The sequence below is a fragment of the Paenibacillus diazotrophicus genome, assembly GCF_042610465.1.
The window spans coordinates 1,022,696-1,040,627 of sequence record NZ_JBGJZN010000001.1; the positions used below are offsets into that span (position 1 = coordinate 1,022,696).

General features: G+C 49.9%; 19 protein-coding genes, 1 pseudogene and 1 riboswitch. Of the genes and pseudogenes, 13 read left to right on the plus strand and 7 right to left on the minus strand.

The features are described 5' to 3' along the window. Positions 1–105: 105 nt before the first annotated feature. A complete protein-coding gene (locus ACAN54_RS04585) occupies positions 106–939 on the plus strand; it encodes a helix-turn-helix domain-containing protein (protein WP_379153019.1) in 834 nt (277 codons plus the stop codon). A 40-nt stretch (positions 940–979) separates the two neighbouring features. Here ACAN54_RS04585 and ACAN54_RS29910 read toward each other — a convergent pair. Continuing rightward, positions 980–1,246: pseudogene (locus ACAN54_RS29910) on the minus strand (hypothetical protein); the annotation flags it as partial. Positions 1,247–1,380: 134 nt separating this feature from the next. Here ACAN54_RS29910 and ACAN54_RS04590 point away from each other — a divergent pair. Beyond that, entirely contained in the window at positions 1,381–2,061 is a 681-nt protein-coding gene (locus ACAN54_RS04590) for a TIGR00266 family protein (RefSeq protein WP_379153021.1), read from the plus strand. Between the two features lie 133 nt (positions 2,062–2,194). On the opposite strand, the gene ACAN54_RS04595 is transcribed toward ACAN54_RS04590, so the two are convergent. Further along, positions 2,195–2,665 (minus strand): Fur family transcriptional regulator, encoded by a 471-nt coding sequence (locus ACAN54_RS04595; protein ID WP_379153023.1) that lies wholly within the window; start codon positions 2,663–2,665, stop codon positions 2,195–2,197. A 174-nt stretch (positions 2,666–2,839) separates the two neighbouring features. Between ACAN54_RS04595 and ACAN54_RS04600 the strand changes: the two genes are divergently transcribed. Continuing rightward, entirely contained in the window at positions 2,840–3,715 is an 876-nt protein-coding gene (locus tag ACAN54_RS04600; protein ID WP_379153025.1) for an AraC family transcriptional regulator, read from the plus strand. 133 nt (positions 3,716–3,848) lie between these two features. After that, positions 3,849–4,523 (plus strand): S-layer homology domain-containing protein, encoded by a 675-nt coding sequence (locus ACAN54_RS04605; RefSeq protein ID WP_379153027.1) that lies wholly within the window; start codon positions 3,849–3,851, stop codon positions 4,521–4,523. 73 nt (positions 4,524–4,596) lie between these two features. Here ACAN54_RS04605 and ACAN54_RS04610 read toward each other — a convergent pair whose 3' ends face one another. The 4 genes from ACAN54_RS04610 to ACAN54_RS04625 all read right to left on the minus strand — a co-directional run bounded on the left by ACAN54_RS04610 (position 4,597) and on the right by ACAN54_RS04625 (position 8,751). Further along, positions 4,597–5,349: an amino acid ABC transporter ATP-binding protein gene (locus ACAN54_RS04610; protein WP_379153030.1), complete on the minus strand. Its 753-nt coding sequence runs from the start codon at positions 5,347–5,349 to the stop codon at positions 4,597–4,599. Positions 5,350–5,360: 11 nt separating this feature from the next. Next, positions 5,361–6,029: an amino acid ABC transporter permease gene (locus ACAN54_RS04615; RefSeq protein ID WP_379153032.1), complete on the minus strand. Its 669-nt coding sequence runs from the start codon at positions 6,027–6,029 to the stop codon at positions 5,361–5,363. Between the two features lie 58 nt (positions 6,030–6,087). Further along, positions 6,088–6,939 carry an amino acid ABC transporter substrate-binding protein gene (locus ACAN54_RS04620; protein WP_379153034.1) on the minus strand — a complete coding sequence of 284 codons (852 nt, stop codon included), beginning with the start codon at positions 6,937–6,939 and terminating at the stop codon, positions 6,088–6,090. A 291-nt stretch (positions 6,940–7,230) separates the two neighbouring features. After that, the gene (locus ACAN54_RS04625; RefSeq protein ID WP_379153036.1) at positions 7,231–8,751 is read right to left on the minus strand and encodes a DHA2 family efflux MFS transporter permease subunit; all 1,521 of its coding nucleotides are present in this window, start codon (positions 8,749–8,751) and stop codon (positions 7,231–7,233) included. Between the two features lie 192 nt (positions 8,752–8,943). Here ACAN54_RS04625 and ACAN54_RS04630 point away from each other — a divergent pair, with 192 nt between their 5' ends. From ACAN54_RS04630 to thiE, 7 genes are all read left to right on the plus strand, one after another. Further along, positions 8,944–9,600, plus strand: coding sequence for a TetR/AcrR family transcriptional regulator (locus tag ACAN54_RS04630; RefSeq protein ID WP_379153038.1), 657 nt, complete (start codon positions 8,944–8,946; stop codon positions 9,598–9,600). Positions 9,601–9,671: 71 nt separating this feature from the next. Then, positions 9,672–9,774, plus strand: a riboswitch (TPP riboswitch). Positions 9,775–9,927: 153 nt separating this feature from the next. Continuing rightward, entirely contained in the window at positions 9,928–10,686 is a 759-nt protein-coding gene (locus ACAN54_RS04635; RefSeq protein ID WP_379153040.1) for an ABC transporter ATP-binding protein, read from the plus strand. 13 nt (positions 10,687–10,699) lie between these two features. Beyond that, positions 10,700–11,449: an ABC transporter permease gene (locus ACAN54_RS04640; RefSeq protein ID WP_379153042.1), complete on the plus strand. Its 750-nt coding sequence runs from the start codon at positions 10,700–10,702 to the stop codon at positions 11,447–11,449. 5 nt (positions 11,450–11,454) lie between these two features. Further along, the gene (locus ACAN54_RS04645) at positions 11,455–12,498 is read left to right on the plus strand and encodes an ABC transporter substrate-binding protein (protein WP_379154175.1); all 1,044 of its coding nucleotides are present in this window, start codon (positions 11,455–11,457) and stop codon (positions 12,496–12,498) included. A gap of 49 nt (positions 12,499–12,547) precedes the next feature. After that, entirely contained in the window at positions 12,548–13,348 is an 801-nt protein-coding gene (thiM, locus tag ACAN54_RS04650) for a hydroxyethylthiazole kinase (RefSeq protein ID WP_379153045.1), read from the plus strand. Between the two features lie 25 nt (positions 13,349–13,373). Beyond that, the gene (thiD, locus tag ACAN54_RS04655; protein WP_379153047.1) at positions 13,374–14,204 is read left to right on the plus strand and encodes a bifunctional hydroxymethylpyrimidine kinase/phosphomethylpyrimidine kinase; all 831 of its coding nucleotides are present in this window, start codon (positions 13,374–13,376) and stop codon (positions 14,202–14,204) included. Next, positions 14,204–14,845: a thiamine phosphate synthase gene (gene thiE / locus ACAN54_RS04660; protein ID WP_379153049.1), complete on the plus strand. Its 642-nt coding sequence runs from the start codon at positions 14,204–14,206 to the stop codon at positions 14,843–14,845. The genes thiD and thiE overlap by 1 nt, the downstream gene beginning before the upstream one ends. A 72-nt stretch (positions 14,846–14,917) precedes the next feature. Here the strand turns inward: thiE and ACAN54_RS04665 are convergent, their stop codons facing one another. Next, positions 14,918–15,460, minus strand: coding sequence for a GNAT family N-acetyltransferase (locus ACAN54_RS04665; RefSeq protein WP_379153051.1), 543 nt, complete (start codon positions 15,458–15,460; stop codon positions 14,918–14,920). 159 nt (positions 15,461–15,619) lie between these two features. On the opposite strand from ACAN54_RS04665, the gene ACAN54_RS04670 reads away from it, so the two are divergent. Beyond that, a complete protein-coding gene (locus ACAN54_RS04670) occupies positions 15,620–16,057 on the plus strand; it encodes a MarR family winged helix-turn-helix transcriptional regulator (protein WP_379153053.1) in 438 nt (145 codons plus the stop codon). A 62-nt stretch (positions 16,058–16,119) separates the two neighbouring features. Further along, positions 16,120–17,898 carry an ABC transporter ATP-binding protein gene (locus ACAN54_RS04675; RefSeq protein ID WP_379153055.1) on the plus strand — a complete coding sequence of 593 codons (1,779 nt, stop codon included), beginning with the start codon at positions 16,120–16,122 and terminating at the stop codon, positions 17,896–17,898. Positions 17,899–17,932: the final 34 nt, after the last annotated feature.

The window sequence follows — 17,932 nt, forward strand, 5'->3', positions numbered from 1 at the left end:
GTTCATAGTAATATGAAAGCGTATATAATAAAATGAAGAATATGATTAATACATGAACAATCTGCTTACTATTTATTTTCCCCACTTCATCATCAGGGAGGACCTATGACACATACAGCACCTTGCCACATCCTGTCTGCAGGATTCTCAGTACACCGTAAGCCATTCCATATGACTGGCGGTGACAGCGTTCAATATTATCTTCTGCGTCTGCAGACGGAAGGACGAAGCCGGACCCTGGTCGATGGTGTTCTCACCACTGTGGAGAGCGGTGATCTTATGCTGTTCGCACCAAGTGATCCTTATTATCTAAGCATCGACAAAGAAAGCTATCCCGTAGGGAAGCCCCGCATTGAAAGCGGTGATTATCATATTTTTTGCGGGGGGCCCTGGATTGAAGAATGGTGGACCCGCAAGAAGCGCCCGCTGGTTCTGCCCATGCCGCTAAGTGATTATTTCCTTGGCCTCTTCCGCCAAATCGTGCTGGAGCAGCGCCGGCTGTCCAACCCCTCACCGGAGATCTCTGCTTGTTATCTGCAGATTCTGTGCCTGGAAATCGACCGGTTGATGTCTGAACAGCCAGCGGTATCGCCTAAGGGCTATCTGGCTTACCGCATGAAGCAATATGTCGAGGAACATGCCGCTTATCCTTTCCGTCTTGAGGATGTGGCGGGACATGTGGATATTTCGGTCTCCCGTGCGGTTCATTTATTTAAAGAGGCTTTTGGCACCACAATCGTCAAGTATGTGAACGACGTCAGGCTGGATATGGCACGGGAACGGATCACCTTCAGCCCTATGCCGCTGGAGCATGTCTCCGAGACATGCGGCTTTGCCAATTATACTTACTTCCACCGTTTGTTCCGGGGACGCTTCGGGATGTCGCCCAAACAATATCGTACGTATAGCCGGCAGACAGAAATGGCTTCTTTACCGTAAAATAATTCTTCTGCGCCTTCTCCAGACATGCAAAAGGAGCGCCATCCTGAAAGATCCGCTCCTTGTGTTTGACCTTATTAAGTTTTTCCCGCTTGCTCGGGGTAACCCGGACATGCTGTGATATCGTGCCGTATTGATCGTTCTTCCTGCGGTTTCGTTCCGCGCACCAGGTACCGGAGCGTTCTGCTTGAAGCAGTGCCTTTTGTGTTTTTGTGCGTGCCATTTGCGCTTGCACTCCTTTATTGTTCTGAATGGTCAGCAGATGGGTGTCAGAACCTGCTGATATTTTTAATTTTAACATATTCATATGACAATTTCCCGGTAAAGTTGACTATAATCATCACGCCTGCCGCAGGCCGCTTGCACAAGCAGCTTTGGGTACAGTATCCTTGAAAGTGAAAACTAGGAAAAGCCGGTAACCACGGATGCGGAGGGGAATTCATGAAATACGATGTATTGTACGAAGGTGCTTTTGCCATGCTTAAGGTGCAGTTGAATCCGGGTGAAAGTGTCAAAGCGGAGATGGGAGCCATGGTCGCCATGTCCCCGAATGTGGAACTTAGAGGTACTGTTGACGGGGGGCTGATGAGGGGTCTCGGGAGAATGCTCAGCGGGGAGAAGTTTTTCTTCCAGGAGCTGACGGCGACAAGAGGGCAAAGTGAAGTCCTGCTCTCTCCAGGTTCCATTGGTGACATTCAGGCCATAGAGCTGGACGGGTCGTACAAGCTGTATGTACAAAAGGACGGCTTTCTCGCCGGTACCCATGGCATTCAGGTCAATACAAAAATGCAGAATCTGACACGAGGGCTATTCTCAGGAGAAGGATTCTTCATTATCGAGATCAGCGGCAGCGGAACCGTGTTCCTCTCATCGTTCGGAGCCATTCATGCCATTAATCTGGAACCCGGCGAGGAAATGATCATCGACAACGGGCATCTGGTGGCCTGGCCGGATTATATGGATTACAAGGTGGAAAAAGCAGCCTCCGGCTGGTTGAACAGCTTAACGAGTGGTGAAGCTCTGGTCTGCAGGTTCCGCGGTGAGGGCGTGGTGCTCGTGCAATCCCGTAATCCGGGCAGCTTCGGAACTTGGATTAAGTCTTTTGTGCCGTCCCGGCCTTGATCAATAGCAAAAACGGCATCTCAAAGCGTATGGTGTACGCTCTTGAAATGCCGTTTTTTTTGAGGTGCAAAAGCTCCAGCCTTGGCTAAATCCTGAACTTGTTAACCGTCCGCTCATAGCTGAACCAGACTTCTTAAACCGCCTGGCATTCCTTTTCTCCTTTACAGCCGCTCCGTTTGCATGTATGGTATGTGCCTTTGAAGTCCAGCCGGTGATCCGTAACCATGAAGCCATATTCCTGCTCCAGCCGCAGCTCCAGGTCATGGAGCCAATCGTCCTTGATCTCCTCCAGCCTGCCGCACACATTGCATATCAAGTGATGATGCATATGGGCATGATTATCATCGCGCAAATCATAACGTGCTGCCCCATCGCCAAAATTCATTTTTTCAACAATATGAAGTTCACATAGCAGTTCAAGTGTCCGGTACACCGTCGCTAGTCCAAGATGCGGATAACTGGCCTTCACCAGCATATATACTTCTTCAACACTTAAACGGTCCTTCTTATTATCAAGCAGAACTTGGACAATAGCCTCACGCTGAGGCGTCAATTTATAGTTTTGGGCAGCAAATTGCTGACTGATAGTAGCAATCGGGTTCACCTTAAGTCTCCCACCTTTCAGGAAGCGCAGATTGAGAATATAAATGCCCCTTTGAGTAAAGGGTCTGACATTATTATAACATTATGCATGGAAGTTACGCACAAACCATCAAAAAAAATCATTTCTCATGCCTCATAATAGAATTTGTACTCCACTTGTAAAGGGATGAAACGGATGAGTTATTATCAAAGGATTCAGCTGTCGCTGGATTATATTGAAGAACATCTGCAGGAAGAACTGCGGATTACCGAGATTGCCGGCAAAGCCTGTTTCTCGGCATTTCATTTCCAACGGATGTTCCTGGCGGTTTCCGGTTTTACTGTACACGAGTACATCCGTAAACGGAGACTTACCGAAGCTGCAAAGCACCTGCGCCACAGCAGTGAAAGTGTACTGCAAATATCCCTGGACTGCCAATATCAGTCCCAGGAGGCCTTCACAAGAGCTTTTCAAAGCTATACAGGTGTGACTCCAGGCAAGTACCGCAAATCTCTGGATATGATTACTGCATCCCAGCAAAAAATCAACTTTTTGGAGCTGCATAAAAATACCGAAGGAGATGTAGAGCAAATGGACAAACCAACCTTGATCCAGCTTGAACGCACACCTATCATCGGCTGCAGATACAAAACCAGCCTGAACGGAGATGGCCATTACGCGGATATTCCCGCATTTTACGATGATTTCGGACGACACGGGCGCTTTATGCCTATCACGGAAAAGGTCTCTCCTGGAATGTCTTACGGTATTTCTTGTGATTATCAGGACAATGGCGACTTCTCATTTATCGTAGGGGAGGCGGTATCAGAAACCGCACCATTACCGGATGAGAATTACCATCGGTTCATCCTGCCCGCAGGAAAGTATGCCATGTTCAAAGCTTATGGACCAGCATCGCTGACTCCAACAACCCGCAACTATATATATGGAACCTGGCTGCCAAATTCCGGCTATGAACGGCGGGAAGGTCCGGATTTTGAAATCACGGATGTGATGAACTCTTCGTTTCCCGATCATATGCGTATCACGATATATATTCCCGTAGATTAAGCATTCAAACCGTGTAGACTAACCTCCAATAGTGCTAAAAAATCAATTGCCTGCAACCTTTCCATATTCTGTGTCGTCTAAGAGTTGAAAAAGGCCAACGGCCTGAATTCTACAATCAAAGGCGGGCATTCATATGAACTTTAAAAAAACAGCTTTTGCAGCGGTCACCAGCTTATCCCTTCTTAGTTTTTCACTCGCCGGCCCCATCTTTGCCGCTGACAGCAGCTTCAAGGATATTGACAGCATAACCGGCAAAGACAAAATCAATTCCCTAAAGGACCAAGGTTTGATTAAAGGCATCTCAGACACCAAGTTCCTTCCAGGTTCCAAAGTATCCACAGCTCAAGGGATACAGTTCATCTCAGGAGGACTTCAGCTGAGCCTTGCGGCTATAGACTTCAATAAAGCACCGCTCGCCAGCAGCCTGTTCTCCAAGGTTAAGGACAATGCCTGGTACACGGAAGCTTTCATTAACGCGCACTACAACGGGATTGAAATTGCCGCCGATATCGACCCAGCGAAGCCAATGACCAAAGAACTTTTCACGAACCTGCTGATCCAAGGGGTAGAAAAAGCGGGCAATCTGCCAATGATCAATATCGTCCCTGTCGACATCACCGATGCAGATGCATTGAACCCTTCCTTCCAAGGCAGTATTCAGCGCTCGTTGAAATACAAGATCAACACCTTGGATACCGACGGCAAGTTTAATCCAAAAAGTGAAATCACACGCGCCGAAGCCGCTATTATGCTCTACAACGCTCTGGAATACCTGGAATCCAAAACAGACATCGCTCCCCAGAGTTAAGATCCATCCCGTGGTCAAGCAAAAAGGCAGTCCGGACTTTTCTCCGGACTGCCTTTTTGCGTTATGCATCTGATTAGATATCTTCACCGCTAAGCCGGTTTAGAAACTGTAGCGCCCGCGGATTTGTTGGATGCTCCAGCACCTGCGCCGGTGTCCCCTGCTCCAGGATTACGCCGTTATCCATCAATATAATCTGATCCGCCACATCCGCAGCGAATTTCATCTCATGGGTCACGATGACCATGGTCATCCCTTCAGCGGCAAGCTGCTTGATTACCTTCAATACTTCCCCTACCAGCTCGGGATCAAGCGCCGAAGTGGGTTCATCGAACAGCAGCACTTCAGGCTCCACGGCCATCGCCCGCGCAATGGCAACCCGCTGCTGCTGTCCGCCTGATAATTGATGCGGATAGGCGTCTACCTTGTCCGCAAGCCCAACCTTGGTCAGGAGTTCGATGCCCCGCTTGCGGGCCTCCTCCTTGGAACGTTTCTGGACTGTGACCTGACCCTCCATTACATTGCCCAGAGCGGTCATATGCGGGAACAAATTATAGGACTGAAAGACCATCCCGGTCCGCTGGCGGAGCGCCAGAACTGAACGTTGCGGGATTTTGACTCCGGCCGTGAAATTTAGCTTCAGATCACCCAGTGACAGGCTTCCCTGATCAGGTTGTTCTAACAGATTGAAGCAGCGCAGTAATGTTGTTTTTCCGGAACCGGAAGGACCTATAATTACGAGTACTTTACCATGTTCTACGGTAAGATCCACACCCTTCAGTACTTGGAGGGGACCGAATGATTTATGCAAGTCACGAATTTCAATCACGGTACTTCTCCTTATCTCGCCGAGAAGCGGTCGAGCCGTTTCTCCAGGTAATTTTGCAGAACGGACAGTACAGAACAAAACAGCAGATAGAACAAAGCCGCTTCGCAATACAACAACAGCGGTTCGTACGTAGTTGCTGTGATCTGCTGTGCTGTTTTGAAAATTTCGACATATGTGATCGTCGCGGCTAGCGAGGTATCCTTAACCAGACTTATAAAGGAATTGGACAATGGCGGAATCGATACCTGTGCCGCCTGAGGAAGGATGACTCTCCGCAGTGCCTGTCCCCTCGTCATTCCGACTGAGAATGCGGCTTCCCATTGGCCTTTATGTATCGACAGAATTGCAGCCCGCACAATCTCAGAGGAATAGGCGCCCACACTGAGCGTGAATCCTATTGTAGCTGCAATAAAAGGATCAAGTATGATGCCAACTACCGGCAAACCGTAGAAAATAATAAACAGCTGGACCAGAAGCGGTGTGCCGCGAATGATCCATACGTAAAAACGGGCGATCAGCTTCGGTATAGTCCATGGTGACAGACGGACAAGTGCGGTCAACACAGCAAGAAGCAGTCCCAATATAAAAGAGACAACAGCCAGCGGAATGGTAAAAGCCACCCCGGCTTTGAGCAGGGGCAGCATCGAATCAAGGAAAATTTGTATTTTGCGGTCATCCATAGATCAGACATCCTTCTCTAGACTCCGGGCGGCCTGAGCCGCCCTCGTCCATCCGTTATTATTTGGAAACGTCAGCGCCAAAATATTTCTCGGAAATCTTCAGATACGTACCGTCACTCTTCATAGCTGCCAGGGCTTCGCTCACCGCGGCTACGAGCTCATCATTGCCTTTCAGGAAAACAGCAGCACTCTGGGAACCCTCTGCAATCTCGTCAACGACCTTAATCTTCACATCCGGCTTCTGCTTCTTCAGATCCAGATAGGATAGTCCGTCATTCACGGTTGCATCAATACGTCCTGAGGTCAGCAGATCAATAGCCTGATTGAAGCCTTCAATTGGAACGATTTCAGCTCCGTTCTCACGAGCGATATCGGACAGGTTACTGGTCAGGGACTGGCCGGCTTTTTTGCCTTTCAGATCCGCGAAGGCTTTGATGTCTTCATTCTTCTCACCAACGATCAACACGGCTTTGGAGACAATATAAGGATCCGAGAAATCGTACTTCACCTTGCGCTCGTCGGTAATGGAAACTTCATTGAAAATAACGTCAAAGCGCTTGGCGTCCATCCCGGCAAAAATTCCGTCCCACTGGGTTTCGAAGAATTCCGCTTTCACTCCCAGCCGCTTAGCAACTTCTTCAGCGATCTCTACGTCAAAGCCAGTTAGTTTGCCGGAAGCATCATGGAAAGTAAATGGCGCATAGGTACCCTCTGTTCCAATACGCAGCTTGCCGCTGGCTTTGATGGCCTCCAGGCTGTTTTGTTCCGCAGATGCAGCTGCTCCTTCAGTGGGTGCTGCCGAGGACTCGGCTGCTGTGTTATTGCCTCCAGCATTATTGTTATTATTGCCGCAAGCAGCCACCAGCACCACTGTAAGCAGCAATAGGATAGTCAGACTAAGTTTTTTCATAAATAGATTAACCCCTCTCGTATCATTCTCTGTATGTACCGGCTGTTCACCGGCAAGTTGAATAGTAACACCGTCAAGTCAGTGGAGTCAATACCTTTTTCCGATAATAAACATCGGAATTATATTGTAAGCGTTATAACCCTACAATTCACTTTCTGAAGGCACTCATATAGGGATAGCTTGCCCAAAACTTATTAATCTCCCCAGAAGAATCAGAAACAAAAAAATCTCCGCAGCACCTGAATGCTGAACGGAGATTGTCAGATCTAATCCTGACTGTACTTCCAGAATTTAACCATGCATCATTTCTGGTTGCACTTTTGACTTTGAACCGTCTTTCCCACCTCTGCGCCCTCTCCGTAGGAGCAACCCCAATACAGCACCTCCGAGAGCAACAAAGATCATAATGTGAAAAGTATCGTCGAACCCTTTGGCCAGAACAGTCTGTGTAGCCAGCTTCAAAGCATCGGGCGAAGCTTGGGCCGCGTCCTTGCCGGCTGCACCTGCAGCCTTTTGCATTTCGGCGCCCCGTGCTGCCGCTCTTGAGGTCAAGATCGTTACAAGTGTAGATACAGCCAGTGAGTTGATTACCTGTTGCATGGAGTTAGTCAAAGAGGTAACCCGGTTAACCAAATGACTTGGGGCCTTGTTGAGCAGATGTGTATTCATAGGCATTACCATCATACCCATGCCTGCACCGCACATGATCAGCGGCAGAATCAAATCTCTGCTCTGCGTGGTGAGGTCCACATGAGAATACTGGAACAAAGCACCCGAGACAAGGCTAAGTCCGCAGACCACCAGCCAGCGAACTCCAATCTTGTCGAACAAAATCCCGGCAATGGGCATCATAAGGCCGGAAGCGATCGCCTGGGGCAGCAGGGTAAGACCGGTATCGAATGCCCCGAAGCCGCGGGCCTGCTGCAGAAACTGGGGGAGCAGGAACAACGCACCATACAAACCGAACTGTGCGATCCACTGTACAAATATACCTGTGCTGAAATCAAGCGAGCGCAGAATACGCAGCTCCAGCAGAGGTGTATCCGAACGGAGCTCAGCAATGACAAAAGCAATTAACGCTGCCGTACCCAGTAATAGGCCGATCAGTGTTTTGTCCGATGTCCAGCTATCCGCTCCCTGGCTTACCCCGTAAGAAAGAGAAGCAAATGCAAGCGGCCCAAGAATCATCCCAAGCTTATCCATACCCGGAACCTGGCTGCGTTCCGATTGCGGCAGCTTACGTGAACCGATGAGAAGACAGATGATTCCGATAGGAATATTAATCAGAAAGATCCAGCGCCAGGAATGATATTCCACCAGCCAGCCGGATAGGACCGGACCGATTGCCGGAGCGAACAGTACAGGAATGCCCATAATTCCCATGACTACGCCTACCTTACTCTTGGGAGCCAGCTTATAGACATAGGCCATGCCGACCGGGAGCACACATCCTCCTCCCAGACCTTGCAGGACCCGGAACGCTATCAACCACTCTGCACGGCTAGGTGTTGCACAGAGGATAGAACCGATAGTGAATACAATAACCGCAGTCAGAAAAACAGTCTTAGAACCGAATCGGTCAGACAACCACCCGGATAACGGGATTACTGAGGCCTGAGCCAGCATGTAGCCGGTCACAATCCATTGCAAAGTATTTAAATCTGTATTGAAATCCTTAACCAGAGTGGACAAAGCTACATTCATAGCAGTACTGTCGAGCACCACCATGAATACACCGGCAATAATAGCCAGCAGTGGAACCAGAATGCTTGACAGACGAAAATCGGCATCCGATTTCAGCGATTGCTCCATTCTCTATCTCCTCCTGAATTGAACTGCGAAGGGGAATTCATTGACCGCAACGCAGCATAATTTATATAATGTATATTGAAACGGACAATTGTCCGGTATCGCATTTTTTAGTCTACGGACAATTGTCCGCTCTGTCAATGTAGTTCTCACGTTTTCTGTAAATTTATGCTGAATTTCTGAAAGGAGTCTGCTATGAACCCGAGAGAACCCGCCAGCAGCCCGTCCTCAAATCCAACAGTTCAAACCAATCCATCATCCTCCCGGAACTATCAGGATCCATATGTACAGCGTATTCTTGAAGCCGCCCGAGAGCTTTTTAGAGATAATGGTCTCGAAGCAGTCAGCATGTACAGCATCGCCAAGCGGGCAGGAATGGGTCAGGGGTCGCTCTACCGCAGATTTACGGATAAAGGTGAAATTTGCTCTGCCCTGCTCTCCACCAATTCTGAACAATTTCTTGCAAGTCTGGAGCACGAGCTTCAAGTCCCGGCTGGATCAGACAGCTCCATTGAGGGGCTGCGGAGGAGTATCGAACAGGTCGTGGATTTCATAGACCAGCATGCCGAACTGCTCCAGATGATCAAGTCTGAGTTTACCGGCAAAAAACAGCTTACCCAGTTTGAGCATCCGATTTTCCAGCGGCTGAATGCTGTGATGGCCGAGCGGCTGCAGCGGCTCGCTGATGATGGCAAGCTGATAACCATTGATCCCCATTTTGCTGCAACTTCATTGATCGCAGTCCTCAGTCCTGATCTCTACCTCTATCAACAGAAGCTTCACGGGTCCGGCAAAAAAGAGATTACCGAGGGAATTCTGACCCTCTTCGTAACCGGGCTGCAGCGGTGCTGAGTACTATTTCTTTTGACAACATTCTGGAATATGCTATATTAGTTAGCAATTGCGAATATTATATTAACCTGCTATTTCACTAGGGGAGTCTATGACTGAGACGAAGCTTTAAGCTTCGGACCCTTGGAACCTGATCTGGATCATACCAGCGGAGGGAAGTGGAACAGAAACGATCTGCGGTACTGCTCCTTGCCTACTGCCGAACCTTTCAGACCCATTTGCCTCCTCTGGAGACGGATGGGTCTTTATTGTGTTTCCATCCCATTCAGATCGTTACAAATCCGGCTGCAAATGCGTGTACAAGAAAGGAGGCTTATACATACCAAGATGATATCTATCCGTAACCTGTCCTATTCCTACTCTGCTTCACCGCAGTCTACGGTATTCAGCGAACTCTCAATGAATGTCAGGCGGGGCGAATTCATTTCCATAGTCGGTGCCAGCGGCTGCGGGAAAAGCACCCTGTTCAAGATCATTGCCGGATTGCTTCAGCATACGGAAGGTGAATTGAAAATTCACGGAATGACGTCTAATGATCCTTCATCTAGACTAGGCCAGGTCGCTTATATGCCTCAGCAGGATCTGCTGCTGCCCTGGAGAACCGTGATGGACAACTGCCTGCTCCCCTGGGAGCTTAAGCGAAAAGGCAGCAAATCAGAAGCCATAAAGGAGATCCGTGAGATGCTAGACCGGTTTGGACTTAAAGGTAAAGAGCGGCTCTACCCGCAGGAGCTGTCCGGCGGGATGCGTCAGCGTGTAGCTATGCTGCGCACCCTTGCTGCCGGAAATGAGCTGATGCTGCTGGATGAGCCTTTTGGAGCCTTGGATGCCATTACCAAACGCGAGTTACACCGCTGGCTCCTGGAATTATGGGGCAGTCTGCAACAAACCGTTCTGTTCATTACCCACGATCTGGAGGAGGCACTGCTGCTCAGTGACCGGATCTATCTAATGAATGGAATTAGCGGCGGTGTACAGGAATTCAGGGTGGAAATGCCGCGTCCCAGACACTACCGTATGAATTATGAACCGCAATTTGTTGCTTTGCGGGAGGAATTAGAGCGGAGGCTGCATGAGACGCGCTAGTATCAGAACCCTTGTGAGTGATTATGTTCCTTTTGCCGTGCTAGTCCTCGTGACACTTACCGGCTGGGAGAGTGCTGCCCGGTTGAAGCTGATTCCGGCTTTCATTCTCCCTGCACCAACAGCCATATGGGCCGCGCTTGTGGAGCAGAGACTGCTGCTCTTCGGTCAGCATCTACCCGCTACTCTGGAGGAGGTTCTGCTTGGTTTTGTTCTGTCGGCCACCTGCGGGATGCTGCTGGGGACGGGTATGCACATGTTCACTCCACTTGAAAAAGCACTATACCCCTTGCTGGTGATCAGTCAGACCGTTCCACTGATTGCACTGTCGCCCATTTTTATTATGTGGTTTGGCTATACCATGTGGAGCAAGGTAGCGGTAGTATTCCTTACCGCCTTCTTCCCGGTAGTTATAGGTACCTTTGATGGTCTGCGCAAAAGTGGTGCTGTGTACAAAGAACTGCTGCTCACACTAGGTGCCACCCGCTGGCAGATTCTGCGTAAGATCCAGATTCCGCCTGCACTGCCCTCTTTGTTCTCCGGACTTAAGCTCTCTATGGTCTACTGCGTCATTGGTGCGACGATCGGGGAATGGCTGGGCGGAAGCCGGGGGCTCGGGTATTTCAGCCGGCGGATGGCGGGGAATCTGCAGAGTGCGGAAATGTTCGCCGCTGTATTTCTTTTATCCGCACTCGGAATCGTTCTATTTCTATTTATTGTGCTGCTCGAAAAAATTATTGTGCAGAAAAGAGGCATTCATCAATGAAACTAATGCATACTGAACAACCCTTTCGAAAAAGGTCCCTTCCTTTGCTTCCATTATTGCTGCTTCTATGCCTGGGAGTTGCGGTAGCCGGCTGCGGAAATAGCAGTACTAAGGAACCTGACAGTTCTGCAGCTGCAGATCATAGCGGGACCCCCCACAAGCTGACGATTATGCTCGACTGGTATCCGAATGCTGTCCACTCCTTCCTGTACGCTGCCCAGCAGAAGGGCTATTTTGCCGACGAAGGTCTTACTGTGGATATTCAGATGCCCGCAGACAGCAATGATGCTCTCAAGCTTGTAGCCGCAGGCAAAGTTGACCTGGCCCTAAGCTACCAGCCGCAGGTGCTGATGGCACGGGGTGAGCAGATTCCGGTGAAGTCCGTTGCTGCGATCGTCCGGCATCCGCTTAATCATCTGATGGTTCCTGCGGACAGCGGGATCAAGAGTCCTAAAGACCTGGCAGGCAAAACTGCCGGATACTCCTCTATCCCTCTCTATGAAGCAATGCTGAAAACAATGATCCAAAGCGATGGCGGGGATCCTGGCGCAGTAAACATAACTGATGTTGGCTTTGACCTGATTCCTGCCCTTTCTACCGGACGTGTAGATGGAATTATAGGAGGATTCATTAACCACGAGGAGCTGATTCTGGAACAGGAAGGCCATCCGGTTATTTCACTGGATCCAAAGGATTACGGTGTACCCGATTACTATGAGCTAGTCCTGGTTGCTAGTGACCTGGGTCTGCAGAATTCGGAAGGTTACATTCAGAAGTTCATCCATGCAGCACGTAAAGGACAACAATTCGTGGCAGACCACCCGCAAGAGGCGCTTGATCTTCTGCTGGCTCACGAAGATGCTACGGCTCCACTCGACAAAAGCATTGAGTCCAAAAGCCTGAATCTGTTGCTGCCCCTGATGGACGCCGGGAATGAGCCGTTTGGCTATCAGGACCCTGCATCGTGGGAAAAGGTACAGAACTGGCTGAGTGATAACGGTCTACTAAATGGTAAGGTGAAGACCGGAGAAGCTTTTATTAACTTGTGATGGGGAATTTAAGGAAGGATCACTCAAATATATTTTAGGAGGAATCATCATGTCTTTTTTATCCAAGGTGCGGGACAGCAATCCGCTAGTGCACAACATTACGAATATTGTGGTCGCGAACTTTAGCGCGAACGGGCTGCTTGCACTGGGGGCTTCCCCTTTTATGGCGGATGCACATGAAGAAGTCGCAGATATTGCCGCTATGTCGGGAGCTGTGGTGCTGAATATCGGCACCCTTAATGATTATGCCATTGATTCGATGCTGCTTGCCGGTAAGGCGGCTAATCTGCATAACGTGCCGGTCGTGCTAGACCCTGTGGGTGCCGGGGCTACCGCTTACCGTACCAGTGTTACCCATAAGCTGGTCAACCATATGCAGATTACCGCACTGCGCGGCAATGTCGCTGAAGTGGCCCATGTTGTAGGCGAGAGTTGGAGCATTAAAGGGGTGGATGCCGGAAGCGGAGATGGTGATGTGGCAGCACTTGCTGTAAAAGCTGCGCTGAAGCTTAAATGTGTGGTGATTATCACCGGTAAAGAGGATGTCATCACGAATGGCGTTACCACCTATGTAGTCAGTAACGGACATCCTGTTTTGACCAAGGTTACCGGCACCGGCTGCCTGCTCAGTGCAGTCGTTGGTGCATTCCTGGCAGCAAGTGGCGGAGCTTGGCTGGAAGCAGCGGTAGAAGCCCTGTCCTTCTATGGAGTTGCTGCCGAAATCGCAGCGGACCGGACGCGCCAGCAGGGAATTGGCAGCTTCCAGATCGAGTTCCTGAATCAATTGGCTCTCGTTACACCTGAAGTATACGCAGAGCGCTCCCGTGTACAGCAACTGGAACAACGATAACTGCTTAACCAAAGGAGAACCCGTAATGACAGAGTCTACAGGAAAAAAAGTATTCAAGGCATTAACCATTGCCGGTTCCGACTCCGGAGGCGGAGCTGGTATTCAGGCCGATCTGAAAACCTTTCAGGAGCTGGGGGTATACGGCATGTCCGCCCTTACCGCAGTAACTGCACAGAACACCTTAGGTGTACAAGGTGTATATCCTCTTGAAGTGGATGCCGTTGCTACCCAGCTTGATTCCATCGGAACCGATCTTAGACCGGATGCCGTCAAAACCGGCATGTTGTTCAGCAGCGGAATCATCCGTGTGGTAGCAGGCAAGGTCCGGCACTATGGCTGGGATCATCTGGTCGTTGATCCGGTCATGGTCGCCAAAGGCGGTTCCCCCCTGCTTCAGCAGGAAGCCGTGCAGGCTTTGATTACCCATCTGCTGCCATTGTCCTTGGCTGCAACACCGAATATCCCTGAAGCCGAAATCCTGACAGGAATGAGGATATCCGGCATGACTGACCGTGAAACAGCAGCCAGAATTATTCATGCCATGGGACCGCGATATGTGGTCCTTAAGGGCGGTCATGATGAAGATAATCACATGGTGACTGACCTTATCTATGATGGAGTGAAGTTCACTTATCTGGAAAGTCCGCGTATTGCAACGCACCATACCCATGGAACTGGCTGTACCTATTCAGCTGCCCTCACGTCCGGGCTAGCGCAAGGGCTTCCGTTCTCAGAGGCAATCCGTACGGCCAAGGATTTTATCCATGCAGCCATTGAAGACGGCTTGAATATAGGCTTGGGACACGGTCCGACGAATCACTTCGCCTACCAGAACAGACTGAGGGGGAAACGCTGATGCAGCGGATGGACAGTGAGCGGATGCGCAGAATGCTGAAGCTGTATTTCATTATGGGTAGTGTAAACTGCCGGAAAGATCCATTGGAAACACTCACTGAAGCGATTGACGGTGGGATAACCTTGTTCCAGTATCGGGAAAAAGGCAGCTCAGCTATCACAGGCCAAGCATATGTTGAGCTTGCCCGGCAGCTCCAGCGGTGCTGCCGGGAATACCAGGTACCCTTTATCGTGAACGATGATATTGAGCTGGCGATTGCCCTGGATGCGGACGGTGTTCATGTCGGGCAGGAGGATGCGCCGGCACGTTCTATCCGTGAGCGGCTGGGAGCACACAAAATCATCGGCGTCTCCGCCCACACCCTTGAAGAAGCTCAACAGGCCATTGCAGACGGAGCCGATTATCTGGGTGTCGGACCGGTCTATCCTACCTCATCCAAGGATGATGCTGAGGCGGTCCAGGGAACCGCTGTGATAGAGAAGCTGCGCCGAAGCGGACTTACCATTCCCCTGGTTGGAATCGGCGGTATTACTGCGGACAATGCAGTACCTGTAATGAAAGCCGGAGCCGATGGAATCGCCATAATCTCAGCGATCGCCGGAGCAGACAACATCAGCGTTGCAGCACGAAAGTTCCTGTAGGTAATTTAACAAAAAAGGCACAACAGCCCTTCTTCACTCGGCGTTGTGCTTTTTATATATCAACAAGAATCTTCAGTGCCATCTCCCCATTACAATAGTGTGGTAATACCTACCGTCAGAGAGCAGCTTATCGTTCTTCAGCAGGCCTTCCTCTTCAAATCCCAGCTTCTGATAGAGTGCGATTGCCTGGATGTTGGTTTCCAGCACTTTCAAAGTGATTTTGCGGATGCCACTGGCTTCCGCCCAGTTAATGGAGGCGGCCAGCAGCTGGCTGCCAATGCCAACGCCCCAATATTCCTTCAGCACACCTATCCCAAATTCCACTTGATGATTCAAACGCTTCAAGCTACTCCCCTCACATCTGGAGAATCCAGCCAGCCTGCCGTCTACCTCTGCCACTAAAAAAAGGTGCTTGGGGTTAGCAGCATCATCTTGGATAAGCTGTTCGAAGCCCGCTGCATCGATGAACGCCTCCCCTTGTTCCCTATCTAAATTCTCAGTCTCTCCATCGATTTGCAGCCGGAGTTGTGGCAGTAATCGGGCATCTGCGGGGTCTGCCTCCCGTATCGTGATGATTGTGCCTCCGCGTTCATATTGGCATAGTTCCTTTTTCATTATGTACTCTCCTTCCTGAGGGGTTTAGCTGCGCTACACCTTTCCATATTAAGCCTGCAAACAGTTTAGTCAATATTACTCGTTCTTGACTTTACTGTATTATTAGTTTACTTTATAAACAGTTTACAAGGATAACTTTTCTTCAAAGGGGGGTGCAGGATGGCTGATCGTGAGCAGACCATAGAAGTGTATCAATCGTTTTTTGCAGTAGCACGCCAGCTTAAGAAGCTGGCACATCAAAGCGCGGCGGACCTTGGTCTGACCGTCCATCAATTCGGCATCCTCAATTCCCTTCTACAGCATCCGGGTCAGACCCAGAAGGATGTCACAGAACGTATGATTTTTAACAAAAGCAGGGTTAGTCTGCACATTGATGCTCTGGCACTTAAAGGCTTGGTCACCCGTGCAGTATCGGAGTTGGACCGCAGAGAGACTAAGCTGTATCTCACCGCTGAAGGCGAAGCATTATGTCTGCGGTATAACGAGGAAGCCTGGTCCCATAAAGTACTCGGGGATGCCCTGGAGCAATTCAACGAGGATGAGCTGCGTCAGCTCATTCATATGAACAAGCAGCTGCTACTGCAACTGAATCCCTAAATCAAGAGAAGCTGGTGATGTAAATGTCCCGAGGTTTTGGACCGGGGGGCCCCCATGGCCGATTGAATTTCGATGATGACGCACGCAAAACTAATCTCAGCAAAGCTCTCCTGCTGCGTATCGCGAAATTTTTCATACCCTACTGGAAACAAACTCTACTCGTTATGGCTGTACTAATGGTAACCGCTGTGCTTGGACTCCTGCCTCCCCTGTTCATCCAGCAGATTATCGATCAGGCGCTTCCGGATAAAAATCTGCGGCTGCTCACTCTGCTCGTTTTTGCTTCACTCGGTACAACTATCGTGTCCGGCCTGCTGGGTGTACTGCAGAATTATTTGAATTCATTTATCTCACTGCACATTGTCTACGATATGAAAAATCAGATGTACCACCATCTGCAAAAAATGCCTCTGCAGTTCTACTCCGGGGTGCAGCAAGGTGAAGTCATTACGCGGATGACGAGTGACATCTCCGGTGTGCAGAGTGTGTTCAGCAGCACAGTAGTCAATTTTGCCAGCAATCTGTTCATTCTTGTCTCCACTGGAGTTACGCTGTTCATCATGAACTGGAAGCTGGCGCTGCTCGGCATGATTGTGATCCCATTATTCATCGTCCCAACCCGCAAGATGGGCAGTATTAGCTGGAAGCTGGCCAAGCAGACCCAGGAAAAAATCTCTGATCAGAATCAGATTATCCAGGAGACACTCAGCATTAGCGGGTATCTCCTTATGAAACTGTTCACCAAAGAATCTTCGGAATACGCGAAATTCCAGACCATCAACTCCGAAGCCACCCGCCTGCAAATCCGTCAATCTATGGCCGGACGCTGGTTCATGATGGTTCTGTCCACCTTCACCAGTATTGGACCCTTGCTGATTTACTTATATGGCGGCTATCTGTTCATTCAGGGAGATTTATCTGTAGGGGCAATCGTAGCCTTTGTAGCCTTGCTGGGGAGACTCTACGGTCCCGTGATGCAAATGACGAATCTCTATGTGGATATCAAACGATCTGCGGCGTTGTTTGAACGGATCTTTGACTATTTTGACATGAAACCTCAGATTATTGATAAGCCGGAGGCCAGGGCCTTAAGCGCAGTTGGCAAGGACGTCGGATTTCATGAGGTTTCTTTTGCCTACCAGGCGGATAAAATAGCGCTGCACGGAATTTCGTTCACTGCTGCTGCGGGAACCTTGACTGCACTCGTCGGTCCCAGCGGCGCCGGGAAAACAACCGTCACCAACCTTCTTCCGCGCCTCTATGATACAGATTCAGGATCGATCACGATCGGCGGCAGCGAGATCCGCGACTTCACGCTTGCTTCACTACGGTCACAGATTGGCCTCGTCACACAGGATACCTATCTGTTCAATGGAACGATTCGGGATAACCTGATGTATGCAGAAGACGGGGCCAGTGAAGCTGAGATGATCGCCGCGTGCCAGGCAGCCTATATCCACGATTTCATTATGAGTCTCCCGGAGGGATACGATACAGTTGTAGGCAACCGGGGCATCAAGCTGTCCGGAGGCGAGAAACAGCGGATTTCCATCGCCCGGGTGCTGCTTAAGAATCCGCCGATCATTATTATGGACGAAGCCACCTCCTCCTTGGACACAGCCTCCGAATATTATATCCAGCAAGCCATGCATTCCCTGCTTCAGGGCAAGACCAGCATCGTTATCGCCCACCGGCTCTCCACTATCATGGCGGCGGACCAAATTCTCGTGATGAAGGCCGGTGCGATCGTTGAGAAAGGGACACATAAGTCGCTGCTTGAGATTAACGGAGTCTACAGGGATTTATATGACAAACAGTTCGAACCCAAAGTGCTGGCTTAATGTAAATAAATGTATGACAAAAAATCCGCACAGT

Bases quoted from the DNA above. Each gene is read 5' to 3' on its own strand.
- ACAN54_RS04585 (WP_379153019.1), top strand. From the start codon at position 106: ATGACACATACAGCACCTTGCCACATCCTGTCTGCAGGATTCTCAGTA.
- ACAN54_RS04590 (WP_379153021.1), top strand. From the start codon at position 1,381: ATGAAATACGATGTATTGTACGAAGGTGCTTTTGCCATGCTTAAGGTG.
- ACAN54_RS04600 (WP_379153025.1), top strand. From the start codon at position 2,840: ATGAGTTATTATCAAAGGATTCAGCTGTCGCTGGATTATATTGAAGAA.
- ACAN54_RS04605 (WP_379153027.1), top strand. From the start codon at position 3,849: ATGAACTTTAAAAAAACAGCTTTTGCAGCGGTCACCAGCTTATCCCTT.
- ACAN54_RS04615 (WP_379153032.1), bottom strand. From the start codon at position 6,029: ATGGATGACCGCAAAATACAAATTTTCCTTGATTCGATGCTGCCCCTG.
- ACAN54_RS04620 (WP_379153034.1), bottom strand. From the start codon at position 6,939: ATGAAAAAACTTAGTCTGACTATCCTATTGCTGCTTACAGTGGTGCTG.
- ACAN54_RS04625 (WP_379153036.1), bottom strand. From the start codon at position 8,751: ATGGAGCAATCGCTGAAATCGGATGCCGATTTTCGTCTGTCAAGCATT.
- ACAN54_RS04630 (WP_379153038.1), top strand. From the start codon at position 8,944: ATGAACCCGAGAGAACCCGCCAGCAGCCCGTCCTCAAATCCAACAGTT.
- ACAN54_RS04635 (WP_379153040.1), top strand. From the start codon at position 9,928: ATGATATCTATCCGTAACCTGTCCTATTCCTACTCTGCTTCACCGCAG.
- ACAN54_RS04645 (WP_379154175.1), top strand. From the start codon at position 11,455: ATGCATACTGAACAACCCTTTCGAAAAAGGTCCCTTCCTTTGCTTCCA.
- thiM (WP_379153045.1), top strand. From the start codon at position 12,548: ATGTCTTTTTTATCCAAGGTGCGGGACAGCAATCCGCTAGTGCACAAC.
- thiD (WP_379153047.1), top strand. From the start codon at position 13,374: ATGACAGAGTCTACAGGAAAAAAAGTATTCAAGGCATTAACCATTGCC.
- thiE (WP_379153049.1), top strand. From the start codon at position 14,204: ATGCAGCGGATGGACAGTGAGCGGATGCGCAGAATGCTGAAGCTGTAT.
- ACAN54_RS04665 (WP_379153051.1), bottom strand. From the start codon at position 15,460: ATGAAAAAGGAACTATGCCAATATGAACGCGGAGGCACAATCATCACG.
- ACAN54_RS04670 (WP_379153053.1), top strand. From the start codon at position 15,620: ATGGCTGATCGTGAGCAGACCATAGAAGTGTATCAATCGTTTTTTGCA.